The organism is Desulfovibrio desulfopostgatei, from assembly GCF_053570645.1.
Genome location: NZ_JBRBQS010000002.1, coordinates 2757894 through 2771820 on the forward strand (window position 1 = coordinate 2757894; position 13927 = coordinate 2771820).

The window sequence follows — 13927 nt, forward strand, 5'->3', positions numbered from 1 at the left end:
GCTAACCACCGCGCGCATGTAACCGAAAAATTGCATATTTTCGTGTAGCTGAGATCAGGGCGAAACGTAGCCAGCAAAGTGCGACTGACAATCGCGGAATCCATTGGCCCATTGCTGAGGATCACGCAGGCAGAAACCACCGTTCGGCTCACTGGTGCATGGCACAGGTCCGTTGGCGCAGCCCTTGCCCTCTCCGCGCGGCGCAAAAACGTCAAAGGGCTCTGCTCCGTCATCCGGCTGAATACGCGCGGGAACGGCATTGCCCAGCACCGCAGGAGCGGGCGCCAACCAGTCGCGTTCGCTGTGGTGTGAGCCGCGCTGATAAAAAAATACAAGCAGGCCAAGCAACGAAGCACCCAAGGCCCACAACACCACCCGCACTCTGGGCGTCACGTCCGATGCAGTCTGGTTTCTGAAAAGGCAGGCCACTCCGGCAGCCAGAAATATCCAAAAATACGCAGAGCCAAAACGAATTTCGGGAGCGCTGCCAAACCATCCCGCAAGACTTGCCAGTGTCAGCCCAAGAATGCACCAGACTACAGCGCCTCTCTGGCGCACGCATGCCAGCAGCCAGACAATGCACCCAAGGCCCAACGGCGCAAAGCCGTTGTACCACATTTCAAACGACTGAATCTGGCGCTCAAACCAGGAGGGGAACCAGAACCCCAGCCCTTGCCGGAGGCTTTCGTGGTACAGCCCATTGGGCATTCGGGCCCAGCCAAGAATGCACTCCAGACATTCCCGCGCCTTTGCTTCCGCCATGCGCCAATCAACAGGAAAGGGGAAAATGGTCGATGGATACACAGGATACCCTGTGAGCAGCACGTTTTTGGCAACCCAGACAAGCGCTGCAAAACCTGGCAGCACACAAACAAGAGCCAGACGCCGCAGACGCCCCCGAGGGGAATCCTGACATACGCCCCAGGCGGCAATCCCCACGCAACCAGACACAAAAAACGGATTCAACGGTTTGAGCAAAAAAGCCGTTGCCGTCAGCACCAGAACACAGTGCGCCATGACCGTTCGGTTATCTTTCTGCAAGAGAATCCGCAGACAGATGGAAAAAACAACCGCGCATAAAAACAGCGCCGCGTTGTCGTAGTACAGCGAGGGACGCATATCGCGCAGGTAGTATGCCACCATGGGGATGAGGACTACTGCGTAGAGCCTGCGCCAGATAACCGCGCTTGTGGTGACTTCGGCAACACACCAGCCCACGGCTCCAAGGCCCAGCAAACCCTGCATGAGGTAGGCGCTGCGCCCAAGCAGCAGCCCTTGCTCAAACAGCGCCGCCAGCGCATGCCAGGTGGAGTTCATGCCCAGGCGGAACTGAAGATTGCCAATGCCCGCTACCGTGCCGTAGTCGTGCAGATAGCGCACCAGATTGAGATGATAGCCTGGCGTATCGCCTCCGCCGCCGTCCTTGAATTCCGCATAGCCGGTTTTATAAGCCAGCAGCGCTATAAGCACCAAGGTCAGCGCAGTTCCCGGAACGCTCAGGCCCGTTTCGCGAAAACCCATGCGCCAGAGCCGCCAAAGGCCCAATCCGCTGGCCCAGAAGCACAGCGCGGCAGCAGCCCCTTGAAGCGGAACAAACAGAGAGAGCAACAAACCTGTCAGCCCAATAGGGAACATCCCCGCCCAGAATGCCAGAAAGGGATTTCTGTTTTGCAGCCCCAGTGCCTCCAGCAAGAACACGCCAGCCAGCCAGAGCAGCAGGGAGCACGTCAGTAGTGCAACAGCCAGAAGCAGCATCTTCCGTCCCTAGAACACGCAGAATTTGCGCAACAGAAAATTACCCACAAAGCCCAGCAGTGTTGACCAGACCTTGCTCCAGTAAGGCGAAATGCCACAGAGGATAAACCCGGATGTAATGGCGTAGTCCACGCAGCCCATAAGGAGCACACAGGCAATGTAGATGGCAACCTCGCGTGGGCCGGACCAGCGCGCCTTGTGGCGGAACAGCACCGTAATGCACAGCAGATAGTTGAGCCCGGCAGCCAGCAAAAAGGCAATCCAGATGGCAGCGGCAGCGCTGAATCCAATGCCGATGAGTGTTGAAAAAATGCTGATATTGGTCAGCGCGCACACAAGCCCTATGCACAAATAGATGAGAACCTGCATAGGCAGGGGCGCGCAGTGCGCGCTGTAGTGCAGAATGCAGTACAACGCGTGTATGCCATCTCGCCAGCCGATTTTTTTGCCTTCCTCGTAGCCGCGCGGCTCGTAATGTATGGAACATTCATATACGCGAAACCTTTTCTGGGCTATCAGCGCCGTCACTTCTGGCTCAAAACCAAAGCGCTCCTCCTTGAGGAGCGGAGCGATTTCGGCAATGGCGGCCCGGCTGAAAAGCTTGTAGCAGGTTTCCATATCGCTGATATCAAGGCCTGTGAACATATTGGAGATAAAGGTCAGCGTGCGGTTCATCCAGGTATGCCAGAAAGAAAGCACGCGCCGTGTCTGCCTGCGCAGGTATCGCGAGCCGTACACCACATCGGCGTCGCCCTCCACCAGCGGCACAAGCAGCTTGAGATAATCCAGAGGATTATATTCCTGATCCGCATCCTGAACGCCCACGTAGTCACCTGTTGCGTGCAGAAAACCCGTTCGAAGCGCTGCGCCTTTGCCCTTGTTGACTTCATGCCGCACTACCGTGATCCCCGGAATCTCTGATTCCAGCTCACGAGCAACGGCGAGGCTATTGTCTGTGGAGCAGTCGTCTACAACGACAAGCTCCAGATCAATATTCCGCTCACGCAGTGCAAGACAACGACTTACACAATCACGAAGGGTACGTTCTTCATTATAACAGGGGATTACAAGTGAAAGTCGGATGGGTGCATTCATGTTTTGCTCACAATAGTGCAGAGGCAGCAAAAACCCCGTGCTAGCATAGTGAATAGTCAGCTGTCGCTGGACTATAATTTAAGCAATGTTTTTTATTACATTGCCCTGAAAAGGAATCTACTGAGTAGAGCTAAGATTTACGCTGCGACTATTTAGCCGATATGCTTTTGATTCAGCAAGCACAAAGTCGATGCCGCCCGAGTTGAAAAAGCACCAACGTGCCAAAGGCTAGATGAACGAAAATGACCCTCTCCTAATTTTTCTTACAGATAGGGCCAAGGTATGATTACGGCATGTATTTGGGTCGCGCACTCGCTAAAAACATACCCTTTTTGAACGCGAAAACGGCGTGTTGCTATCTAAAGCAACACGCCGTTTTTATTACGTATTAATGGCGGAGAGGGTGGGATTCGAAAAAATTCCCAAGCCATTAAATTTATTTTATAATTAATTTTCTGCACAAAACAATATACGGTTTTATGTCCAAAACTACACCCGATTTTCTCTTTAACTTCCGCACTAAAATATTCACAAATGAACAACCATTGACGAGGAAACACAGAATAACTGACCGATCACACTTGACGATTATACCTCAACGCCAAGCTCCCTCCTTTACCAAGCTGACTACCTCCGGCAGAGCCTCAATGCCATATCGAAAATCAATGCGATTACTATCAACTGTAATTACAGATGTCATACGAGAGACATCCTTGACTCGCTTCTCTAGCGCATTATTAAGCCTGACCAAATAATCAAGTGAAATTTCTCGCTCTGCCTCCCTATTTCTCTGCTCTATGCGCTTTTGAAGGACTTCCGCAGGACAAGTCAAATAGATCAGGTGAGTAGGTTGGCCTACTTCGAGCATAAGTTCATCCGCAAGTGCACAAAAAATGTGATGTCTTTTGCCGTGTAGATTGACATCGGCGTAGGCGATGTCTTGAAGAATGGAAAAATCACAAATAACAGATTTAAAAACCCGTCCGGATTTTATCTCTGCACAATGCTGTAGCAAAAAGGATATTTCTGTCTCAAAGGCATAAATTACAGGTTCGGAATAAAATTTCTCCCAAAACTGATTATCTTCAAAGTTCTCATAAATAACATTTGCACCAGCTCGTTCTATTTGCTTGCATAATGTTGTTTTGCCCGAGGCAATGCCCCCACAAACTCCTATGACCTCACCTACTCCATTACCCATTAAGCTGCCTTTCAATTGTCACAACTCACTTGTTTGAATTTTCAACACTTCCACTTTGCAGGTCTTGCTTTGAAGAATTTAATTTTGATTCATAATTTTTGACCAGTTGTTCCAGATCTTCAACCTTTCTTTTTAGCAAATCGAAATCTTTTGAAAGTGGACTAGGTGAGTGCTCCACCACCGAAGGCTGAGCTTTGATTGCGGCAGACGCATCTGCAACATTCTTATTCGCGTCAGAGATAAGACTCCATGTGCTGAGTATAACAGCGACAACAGCAACAAAAACGGAGACACTTGCACCATATGAAAATTTTTGCCACAATTTGAATTGTTTGATCGACTTATTAGCTTGCGCCAGAGTGCCCGAAAGCGAACTCTCCACAGAAATCGTCCCAACAGGGAGTTCAACCTTTAAGTAATCTTCAAATTTTTTATCTTTTAACCTCATTGTATTTGGTGCGTACTGTCCAAAATGAGAAGGGTCTGTCAGCTGCGACTCTATAGGGTTTACAGAATTCCACCGAGAATTTGTGCTAATCTTTGTAAACTCTACGCTGATTAAACGCTCTCCTTGGCATATTGAGTATTCATTGCTTGTCAAATTATGGATCGGAATCATTAACTTACCTTGGAATCCGGGATCTATTAGCGGCCCCGTTCCGAGCAATAACCCCCTATGAACATGAACGATTTTAAAATTAAAACGTAATGCAATATAGTCCGGCAGCCTAAACCGTTGCCGCACCGTAACGTAGGTTATAGAGTTTTTTAAAATCGGGATAGGAGTACATGGGTTAAAAAGGCCCTGGCGTTTTTTCCCGTCAGCGTCCCAGTATAAGTATTCTCCATCTATGACCATATCATAAGAAGCAGGGCCAACTTTATTAGGGTCGAAAGGATAAATCATCCCAGTAGCGGCAACGTAGTCAAGGATGTCCGCAGAATTTAAAAGTGCTGGAAATATTTCAGGAAAAGGGTCTATCGATTTAAAACGTTCAAACCTTTCTCCTGCCTCTTGATCTGATATTGCGAACTGACTCATATGATCACTCTTCAATAAACAGATTTCTAGGGCAGATTTCGCGTTGACCAATTCCCACAAGATCTATCTTTTGCCCAACTAGTTGCTCAATCTCACAAAGCTGACTTGCGACAACGTGCTTGAATTTATAATTATTTTTTGACATGAAATAATCAGCATGGTTTAGTACGATTTTAGTAGGCCTATTTATTAAAATTGCACGCTTAACTACGCCCGGAGTAAAGCGTGCCACTCGTCGAACTTTTTTGGTCACGGTTGTCTTTTCCTCAATGCGCTGCTCATGAAGCCCTTCACTGACAACATCTTCCCACGTAATTTCATTTTCTAACGGGCCAGAATCTCCAGCTACCCGAATAGGAAATGCCCTAATAACTAGCACCACATCGTCTACGTCCAAGGGGCTCAACCCTACTTCGGAGATGCATGCAGCTGCTGTAGTGTCTCGACTTGTCACCTTTGGGAAAAATCGCGAGTGGAGCGGCGAAAGCCCAAACCCCTGAGTTCCTTCAACAATCACACGCTCATCGTTGTTTAGCACAGCCCTAAGCTGCGATGAAACATCCTTTACATACACCTTAAGCTGGGGGAGATCTTTAGCAAACACGAGCGATGTCTCGCGATTAATTCTCGCTGCGACCGCTGCCCCAGTTCCACTCCCCGTTGACCCAATGCTCTCTATCAGACCGCCGAGTTGCTCTCTTTTTTTCATCTCATTTGTTATGATGACCGCATCTGGATCTACAAAAAGACGATCTGGAGAAATTTTTGCCATAGCAATTTCTGCAAGAAGAATATCCACGTCAATATATGACCCTGCACAAAGGGCTAACTTGATATCAGGAAGGATTGAAGCTGTCGGTAGTTGCTGAAAAATTTTAATCTTACCATGTTCATCAATAACGGTATGTCCGGAATTTGACCCACCACAGCGAACTGCAAACGTGGCACTCATTTCTTTTGCAAGATAATGAGCGACCTTTCCCTTCCCTTCTGAGCCAAACTGCCCGCCAACAACTACGGTAACTGGCATGATAATCCTTTAACCTAGGCTTTCAATGAAGCTCTCTATATTTGACATATTGCCAGAGTTATCCAGCTGAAAATCAGCTAGGCTAATCAGACTCGCTGTCATTGCCTCAAGCGGATTTTCAGTTGCCTCGTCAAAAACAACATCCTCTTTGCCGCGCTTAGCTAAACGTGCTCTCCGCACATCGAACGAACTTGTTACATGAACATGTTTGTATGATGGCCCAAAAGTTTCTGCAAGCAGGGCGTGATCTTCCGGGAAGCGAATACCATCAATCACAATTTTTGCGTTATCCTGAACCCTGCGGATTGTTTGCTTACCAAGCCACCTTTGGCCCTTCTCCTCACGAAGAGTGGCCCCAAGTTCCTGCAAGGAAGACCTAGATACAACCTTGCCTTGCTCTGAAAGGATGTCATCTAAGACCATGCTAAAGCGCGAATAAGCGTAACCCTTTCTTTGTAGCTCTGTCGCGAGAGTCGTTTTTCCCGCGCCGATGGGACCACTAATGCCGATCACTTGTCTTTCTAGCCAACGCCTGTGATCGGCGTGGACGTCTGGAATAATCAAGTACTCTTCATCTTCATTGCCAAGACCTTCGTACTTGCCTGCCCAAAAGAAAAGCCCCACAATTGCAGATGTAATAGCATCTAATTCATCATGACTTATGGAAGATGTCTCATAATCGCCAGTAATTCCAAATTCTTTGAGTCCGTCCACAAGGAATTCAAGGCCATCCTGCTTGCGCGGGATATGCATAACAACCTGAGCAGCTCCCGGATAACTTTCGATAACGGGTATCCCCAGTTGCCGAAATTTTTTCGCCAATTCCATTCCACGACGAGTAAGCCCTTGCATGCTATCAATTAAACAAGGATAACTCGATACGCCTCGCTTATGTAAGATGCGTTCACACTCTCTCATAATTCCGAATTCGTCTCTATACGGATCATCATTCCAGTAAGTTGTTCTTCCTTTTGGAATGCTAAGAGGAGAATCAATTGAAATGAGATCGGCTTTTGCTTCTAATGCATATTGAATCAGCTCTTCATCTGTCTTAAGTCGGCAGGTAGATGCTACATTCCCCTTTAACGTACAAACTCCAGATTCTTTGCTCTCACGAAAAACAAGATCAATACCTACAACAGTTGGAGTCCCAACACGTTTAAGGTCGTCAAGAGCACTGAATGTAACAGGATATTCACCGTCATAATTTGAAATTGGAATAACATACCTTGAATTTTGATCTAGTACTTTCCACAATATTTTACTTTTTATGCTCTTAAACTTAAACTTTGGCTTAATTTTACGCGGAATATTATCTTTTACAAATATCCTATCTATACAAACATCAAGAATTGACTTCATCCCTTCTATGTCGGCATGATTGTACACTATTAACTTTTTTAAAGCGCGGTTGTCTCCTCTCCTGTATATATGCCAGAGGATTGGAGCAGCTTCTCCTTTTATACCTTCAATTGATTTTTGCCGTTTGAATCCTATCTCTTCTTCAATTGCTTTCTGCCCACCAGTCAACCCTACTCGTCTTGCAAGATATACCAAGTCGATGTGTATCTTAGGAAAAGTTATCCCAGGAAAATGATTTTTAATAAATTTCAGATCAAACCGAGCCCCATTAAACGTCACGATAGCCTTTGCCTTGGCAAGGTCTTCACGGAACAATGTATCATCGCCACCGGCCTTGTACACGCCATAATTGGTCCCAATCGACCACCCCACAATCGTAATCTGGTCATAGTAGTGGCTTAAACCAGTTGTTTCGATATCTAAGAACATAATTTCATTGGGAAATGCTAGAGCAACACGATAGAATTCAGTCGAAGCAAGGTGCTCAGCGAAATAAGACATATCACCTGCGGCAAGTGCCTCAAATGACTTCTTAAATATCGGATGAGGACTTGATCCAAACAAAGAAAGTTGCGTGGGATGCATATTAGTGTAAAGCCGCCAGTCTAAAACCCCTTTTCTCCAGAGGTTCAACTCGCCTTGCTTACTAATTCCCTTAATATGCTGAAACGTATTTATAATCATCTTTATTGCCCTTTTGCTGTCCCCCAATATCTACCTGTTTTGCCCTACAGGTTCAATGAAAATTGCCTTTGGCGGGGGAATGGCATCTTCTTCAAATGCCTTAATCAATTCTGCACGAAACCTGAGCGTTGCAACTCGCTATAAGGAACAATCCTCTCCATATCCGTGCGCTTCTGGGCATCCATCGAATCCGCTTCGTACTGAGCCTGCAAGTTGACCCACAGATTGAGGTCAGTTTCAAAAAACTTTGCAAGCCGCAGGGCCGTATCAACAGAAATGCCCCTCTTCTCGTTAATAATCTCATACACTCTTGAGGCCTGAATCCGCAGCTCCAGCGCAAGGGTGGAGGCAGTGAGGCCAAGGGGGGCCATTATTCTTCGCGCAATATCTCGCCGGGGTGAATAGCAATCATAAAACATCTCCTAACCATGCGTGGTGTTTCGCTGTTCTTTGCCAGTAGCTTTGCCGCTAGTGATAATCCACCACTTCCACATCATATGCGTTTCCATCTTCCTACCGAAAGCATATGCGCCATTGCATGTTAATGGCAATTCTGAATTGTCCATCCCGATCTCCCGTCAACTTTTCCAGCCTGTTGCCTGAAGGAATTCGGAGCGAATTGAGCTGGCCTGTCGCATGCAGATTGCGCAGGTCGCCTGTGTTCACGTGTCGCTAACGGGCAATGCGCGCGCCAATTTTATTCGCCTCGGCCCGATGCAACATCCTCTTTGCCACCTCGTTTCCCTGACCTCTGATTGCTGCGTGCCGCGCTCTCAGTAAAAAGGAATATTTGTGCAAGATATCGAATCATGGATTAAAAAATCTTGTTGTTCAATCAATCAATCTTATCTAAAATGTAATAAAACACTTGTAAATTTAATATTGAACAAAAAATAATGTATTATGTAAAAAATTAGAACAAAGAATTGAGTAATTGTTGCTATTTTCTTGATTTGTCAATCGATGAAGCATATCTTTACTCACAGAACATACCTTAATCCATGCATGACAATTAAAACTAAAGTTGTCATGTATAACCAAAGGAGTCACGAATGAGTACGGAGCTTAAGAGGATGCATATGGGACAGATCACCTCCTTTTTTATTCCCAACGTCACTCTCGTCGGCGAGGGGTGTTCCAAAGAAATTCCTGATCGTCTGAAAAATATTGGCGGCGTCAAACCCTTGCTTGTTACCGACCCAGGCATTGTCAACGCCGGCATACTCAAGCAGATCACCGACATCCTTGATGCTGCAAAAATGAAGTACGCCATATATGACAAGACCGTTCCAAACCCCACCGACAACAACGTTGTTGAGGCCTTTGGTGTATATAAAAAAGAAAAATGCGACAGTATCATTACGCTTGGCGGCGGCAGTTCGCACGACTGCGGCAAAGGCGTGGGTTTTCTTGCAAGCAATGGTGGCAAAATTCACGATTATGAAGGCGTGGACAAGTCCAAAAATCCCTTCCCGCCCTATGTAGCTGTCAACACCACGGCGGGCACGGCTTCGGAAATGACCCGTTTTTGCGTCATCACCGACACTTCCCGCAAGGTCAAAATGGCAATTGGCGACTGGCGCTGCACCCCCAGCGTGGCCATTGACGACCCATTGCTGATGATGGGTATGCCTCCGGCACTGACCGCCGCTACGGGCATGGACGCGCTGACCCATGCCGTGGAGGCCTATGTTTCCATTGCTGCGACCCCCATGACCGACGCCTGCGCTGAAAAATCCATGGAATACGTCAACCGTTATCTACGTCGTGCAGTGGCCAACGGCCGGGACAAAGAAGCCCGCGAGGGCATGTGTTACGCGCAGTATCTGGCTGGCATGGCCTTCAACAACGCAAGCCTGGGGTATGTGCATGCCATGGCGCACCAGCTTGGGGGCTTTTATGACCTGCCCCACGGCGAATGCAACGCCATCCTGCTGCCGCATGTGTGCGAATACAATCGTATTTCCAGCCGACGCCGTTTTGGCCGCATTGCTCAGCTACTGGGCGAGCTGACGCAGGGCATCAGCGCCGATGAAGCCTCGCGCAAGGCCATTACCGCCATTAACATCCTGTCCAGGGACGTGGGCATTCCCGAGGGCTTGGTTGCCCTGGGCAAAAAGTACGGCAAGAATGTGCGCGAAGCCGATATCCCCACTATGACCGCCAATGCCCAAAAGGATGTCTGCTGCTTTACCAACCCCCGCACCATGACCGATGCGGACGTGACTGCCGTGTACAAGGCGGCCATGCAATAACGGGCTGGATACGGGTATTGCCGACTTGGGCCGTTGCGCAGCGCAACGGGCAACACGGCGCTATCCGAAAGATGCAGTGTAAAAACCGGCGCGAAATATCCACGCCGGTTTTTTGTAGGCAGCCGTACAATATTTTACGTTATTAACCTACTGTATTTTTTATATTCACCAGTGCAGCTATTGAAAGGCCAGTTTGTCAGCTGGCGAAAAGCTGGTGCATAATATTACTTCTCTATTGATGGTATAATTGTGTATAATTGTATTTTTTGTGCATTAAACTTTTGTATTGCTGACTTGTATTGATATGGATTCTCTATACGTTTAATGAAAAATTATACCTGTGATTGCTTTGTGTTAAGTACAGCACCGACTTGGCCGCACAAAAAACGAATGTAATAAAAAAATAAATATTATTGACTTTTTTTATTTTTGCCTTGCAGATGCGCCATTGCATATTTATGGCGATGCAGAGCTGAATTGTCCGTCACGATCTCCCTTCAACTTTTCCAGCCTGTTGCCTGAAGGGATTCTGAGCGAATTGAGCTGACTTGTTGCATGTAAAATGCGCAGCGTGCGCTACCCCTTTCGCTATACTGTATTCAGAGGCGGGAAATTGCCAGATGTGAAAAGCTGTTCCGTCTCTTCATTTTGACACTCATAATTATCTGAAGCGTACCCTCATGAATGCCTCTAGAGAATAGCCTGAACACCTTTAATAGCGTTCGCAGCGCGAATACGTTCAACGTATTCATTAAACATAAAAGCGACCGATTTGGATTGCTGTCAATATTAGCTAGACGAGGAAAGACGGTGTTCACGCCTTCCTCGCCGTTTTCCGGCACCGCTCCTTACGCGCCCGCTGCTGATTCAAAACTTCAGCGGGTTATTCCTTTTTTGGGTGAGCTGCGGCCCCGATCTCGCTCGGCAGGGCTGGTGTTGACGTTAGAGCGCGAGTTCACCCTCCTCCCCATCAACCAATTGCTATCATCTCATATTTTAGCTATTATACTAAAAAATAAAGTTAAGAGCTATTATGTTAGACGATATTCTAAAAACTCCACAAGAAATCCGGCTCGGCATCGCCGCCAAGGCGCAGGCCAAACGGCTTGCGCTCAATATGAGCCAGAAAGATTTGGCGGCCCGTAGCGGCGTTTCCCTTGGCTCTGTGAAGCGCTTTGAAACAACAGGGGAAATCTCGCTCGCGTCCCTGCTGGCTATCGCCCTGATTCTTAACGATCTTGAAGCCTTTTCCGGCTTGTTCAACCCGCCGCGCACAGAAAACCTGTTCAAGCCGCAATCCCCAGCACCCCGCAAGCGGGCAGGGAGAAAACGCCATGAATCTTGACGTGCATCTGCATGCATACGGCGTACGGCGCCATGTGGGAAAGCTCGCCGCGCACAGCAACGCCATTCTGTTCCAGTACGCGCCAGAATTTCTTGATTCGGGCATCAACATTTCGCCGTTCAGGCTTCCGCTCAGCCCAGAGGTCAAGGAAGACCCCAAGCGCACCTTTGATGGCCTGTTCGGCGTGTTCAACGACAGCCTGCCCGATGGCTGGGGGCTGCTTTTGCTGGACAGGGCATTACGAAAGAAAGGCTCATCGCTCCATGCCTGCCTGCCCTTGCAGCGCCTTGCCATGGTGGGTGCCCACGGCATGGGCGCTCTGGAGTACACCCCGGCGGCGGAACAGGCAGAAGAAGCCGTTTCTGTGGCGGAACTGGATGCTCTGGCAGAGGATTCGCTGCGGATTCTGCGCGATGCGCCAGTGGATGCGGGGCAACTGGACAAGCTTATTCAGCTCAACGGCTCATCCGCAGGGGCCAGACCCAAAATTCTGGTGAACGTTGCCGATGATTACCGCATTGTGCCGCAGGGGGCGGGGGAACCCCAAGGAACTCCCTGGATCATCAAATTTTGCTCCGCGCACGAACCGCCAAACACCGGGCTGACGGAATACGCATATTCCCTGGCGGCCAAAGAAGCCGGGCTGGATATGCCGGAAACGCACCTGTTTCCGTCGGCAACTTCGCCGGGATATTTCGGCGTCCAACGCTTTGACAGGGTGCATGGTCAAAAGGTGCATGTGCACACCGCCTGCGGCCTGCTGCACGCATCGCACCGCGAACCCTCTCTCACCTATGAAAGCCTGCTGCGCCTGACGCTGCTGCTCACCAAAGACATACGCGAAGTGCTTAAAATGGTGCGGCTCATGGCGTTCAACGTGCGCTCCGGCAACAGGGACGACCACTCCAAAAACTTTTCCTTTCTGCTGAACAAGGAAAACCAGTGGCGCATGGCCCCGGTTTATGACCTTACACCGTCAGAGGGCATTAACGGGGAACAGACCTGCATGGTCAACAACAAGGGCAAGGATATAACCGAAAAGGATTTTCTGGCGGCCGCCGCAACTGTGGATGTAGACGCGCGGACAGTGCGCGAAATTATACAGCAGGTGGACGCGGCTTTGGTCGAGGTGAAGAAGTAAGGTGCTCAAATGTGCAGGAAGGAGGCCGTCTGAGTGACAAATGGGAAATTCCGCAAGCAGTTTGAGAACTGCTCATAAAGGAAACGCCAGAAAAAATATCCAGTTTGGTATCTGATTTTTACAGCGCGCAATCAAACCACCAAACGCGTCACCATTCACCGAGGGAAAGACGATTTTCCTTGGAGTCTATCCAGTAACGGAGACGCCAATACTTTTTGCCAGAAGGCTTTATCTCCAGATAAAGCCCATCTGCGTCTTTGAGGGTATAAATTTTCTCGCGGGGCTTGGCCTTTTTAATGGCCATATCGCTTAGAGCCATAAGCGTTTCCTCCCTAGACCGGACATCTTTTGGACATAGGAAACGCCAAAATAAAAAATGTCCGGCGCAGTATCCGGTTTAAGCTCGGCTTTGAGCGATTTTTACCGGACATCGTCGGACAAAGTAAAACTCCGAATTCGGCTACTGTCAACGACTAGCGGACGAATTCGGAGTTCCTTGAATCATCATATGGCGGAGAGGGTGGGATTCGAACCCACGTAGGAGCTATTAACCCCTAACTCGATTTCGAGTCGATTCAATCAGTTTTTTGGCAGATAATGATTTCAGCTAGTTGCAATCATTTCAACGCTATATTTTCATCCAGCGTCATACAGATGCATACCCATAAATCGAAAAAGTATGCACAGCGGTATGCACGAAATAATCGCGGAGGCAGTAGCCGATAACCTTTTGAGGGCTCTCCATACCTTCAGGCAATCAGCTTTGCTCATGACTAATACATTCTTTGCCAGAGGTCACAACGCGGTTTACCAGAAATTTGAGAACGCACACTGGTGAGTTTCATGCCAATAGAATTTTCACTGCAAAAGTTATTAAATTTTTGAGACCAAGACAGCTGGTGCTCCTAGCTCAGAGGCCTACAAATGAACGGTGTAGCGCCACACACAACATGCAGTTAAAGTTTATCACAGCTAGCATGGAGTAGATTTTATCCAACCCGAATGACTTTTATGCAA

Annotated in this window: 12 protein-coding genes; 3 read left to right on the forward strand and 9 right to left on the reverse strand. The window is 48.3% G+C overall.

Features of this window, described 5'->3' with window-relative positions:
• Positions 1–54: 54 nt before the first annotated feature.
• The 8 genes from ACUZ9Q_RS12125 to ACUZ9Q_RS12160 form a co-directional block, all read right to left on the reverse strand.
• Positions 55–1755 (reverse strand): LIC_10190 family membrane protein, encoded by a 1701-nt coding sequence (locus tag ACUZ9Q_RS12125; protein ID WP_449247950.1) that lies wholly within the window; start codon positions 1753–1755, stop codon positions 55–57.
• A gap of 9 nt (positions 1756–1764) precedes the next feature.
• The gene (locus ACUZ9Q_RS12130) at positions 1765–2850 is read right to left on the reverse strand and encodes a glycosyltransferase (protein WP_449247951.1); all 1086 of its coding nucleotides are present in this window, start codon (positions 2848–2850) and stop codon (positions 1765–1767) included.
• 595 nt (positions 2851–3445) lie between these two features.
• Positions 3446–4051, reverse strand: a complete 606-nt coding sequence (locus ACUZ9Q_RS12135; RefSeq protein ID WP_449247952.1) for a deoxynucleoside kinase — start codon at positions 4049–4051, stop codon at positions 3446–3448.
• Between the two features lie 25 nt (positions 4052–4076).
• Positions 4077–5093 (reverse strand): dCTP deaminase domain-containing protein, encoded by a 1017-nt coding sequence (locus ACUZ9Q_RS12140; RefSeq protein WP_449247953.1) that lies wholly within the window; start codon positions 5091–5093, stop codon positions 4077–4079.
• Between the two features lie 4 nt (positions 5094–5097).
• Positions 5098–6123, reverse strand: coding sequence for an adenylosuccinate synthetase (locus tag ACUZ9Q_RS12145; RefSeq protein ID WP_449247954.1), 1026 nt, complete (start codon positions 6121–6123; stop codon positions 5098–5100).
• Positions 6124–6132: 9 nt separating this feature from the next.
• Positions 6133–8169 (reverse strand): ribonuclease H-like domain-containing protein, encoded by a 2037-nt coding sequence (locus ACUZ9Q_RS12150; protein WP_449247955.1) that lies wholly within the window; start codon positions 8167–8169, stop codon positions 6133–6135.
• Positions 8170–8273: 104 nt separating this feature from the next.
• Positions 8274–8540 carry a HigA family addiction module antitoxin gene (locus ACUZ9Q_RS12155; protein ID WP_449247956.1) on the reverse strand — a complete coding sequence of 89 codons (267 nt, stop codon included), beginning with the start codon at positions 8538–8540 and terminating at the stop codon, positions 8274–8276.
• 142 nt (positions 8541–8682) lie between these two features.
• Positions 8683–8835, reverse strand: coding sequence for a type II toxin-antitoxin system RelE/ParE family toxin (locus ACUZ9Q_RS12160; RefSeq protein WP_227119440.1), 153 nt, complete (start codon positions 8833–8835; stop codon positions 8683–8685).
• 386 nt (positions 8836–9221) lie between these two features.
• Here ACUZ9Q_RS12160 and ACUZ9Q_RS12165 point away from each other — a divergent pair, with 386 nt between their 5' ends.
• The 3 genes from ACUZ9Q_RS12165 (at position 9222) to ACUZ9Q_RS12175 (ending at position 12910) form a co-directional block, all read left to right on the forward strand.
• Entirely contained in the window at positions 9222–10424 is a 1203-nt protein-coding gene (locus ACUZ9Q_RS12165; protein WP_449247957.1) for an iron-containing alcohol dehydrogenase, read from the forward strand.
• Positions 10425–11457: 1033 nt separating this feature from the next.
• Positions 11458–11769 carry a helix-turn-helix domain-containing protein gene (locus ACUZ9Q_RS12170; RefSeq protein WP_227119438.1) on the forward strand — a complete coding sequence of 104 codons (312 nt, stop codon included), beginning with the start codon at positions 11458–11460 and terminating at the stop codon, positions 11767–11769.
• Positions 11759–12910 (forward strand): type II toxin-antitoxin system HipA family toxin, encoded by a 1152-nt coding sequence (locus ACUZ9Q_RS12175; RefSeq protein WP_449247958.1) that lies wholly within the window; start codon positions 11759–11761, stop codon positions 12908–12910. Before ACUZ9Q_RS12170 ends, ACUZ9Q_RS12175 begins: the two co-directional genes overlap by 11 nt.
• A 148-nt stretch (positions 12911–13058) precedes the next feature.
• Here ACUZ9Q_RS12175 and ACUZ9Q_RS12180 read toward each other — a convergent pair whose 3' ends face one another.
• A complete protein-coding gene (locus ACUZ9Q_RS12180) occupies positions 13059–13229 on the reverse strand; it encodes an Arm DNA-binding domain-containing protein (protein WP_192113820.1) in 171 nt (56 codons plus the stop codon).
• Positions 13230–13927 lie beyond the last annotated feature (698 nt).

Bases quoted from the DNA above. Each gene is read 5' to 3' on its own strand.
- ACUZ9Q_RS12125 (WP_449247950.1), bottom strand. From the start codon at position 1,755: ATGCTGCTTCTGGCTGTTGCACTACTGACGTGCTCCCTGCTGCTCTGG.
- ACUZ9Q_RS12145 (WP_449247954.1), bottom strand. From the start codon at position 6,123: ATGCCAGTTACCGTAGTTGTTGGCGGGCAGTTTGGCTCAGAAGGGAAG.
- ACUZ9Q_RS12150 (WP_449247955.1), bottom strand. From the start codon at position 8,169: ATGATTATAAATACGTTTCAGCATATTAAGGGAATTAGTAAGCAAGGC.
- ACUZ9Q_RS12130 (WP_449247951.1), bottom strand. From the start codon at position 2,850: ATGAATGCACCCATCCGACTTTCACTTGTAATCCCCTGTTATAATGAA.
- ACUZ9Q_RS12155 (WP_449247956.1), bottom strand. From the start codon at position 8,540: ATGGCCCCCCTTGGCCTCACTGCCTCCACCCTTGCGCTGGAGCTGCGG.
- ACUZ9Q_RS12170 (WP_227119438.1), top strand. From the start codon at position 11,458: ATGTTAGACGATATTCTAAAAACTCCACAAGAAATCCGGCTCGGCATC.
- ACUZ9Q_RS12175 (WP_449247958.1), top strand. From the start codon at position 11,759: ATGAATCTTGACGTGCATCTGCATGCATACGGCGTACGGCGCCATGTG.
- ACUZ9Q_RS12165 (WP_449247957.1), top strand. From the start codon at position 9,222: ATGAGTACGGAGCTTAAGAGGATGCATATGGGACAGATCACCTCCTTT.
- ACUZ9Q_RS12140 (WP_449247953.1), bottom strand. From the start codon at position 5,093: ATGAGTCAGTTCGCAATATCAGATCAAGAGGCAGGAGAAAGGTTTGAA.
- ACUZ9Q_RS12135 (WP_449247952.1), bottom strand. From the start codon at position 4,051: ATGGGTAATGGAGTAGGTGAGGTCATAGGAGTTTGTGGGGGCATTGCC.
- ACUZ9Q_RS12180 (WP_192113820.1), bottom strand. From the start codon at position 13,229: ATGGCTCTAAGCGATATGGCCATTAAAAAGGCCAAGCCCCGCGAGAAA.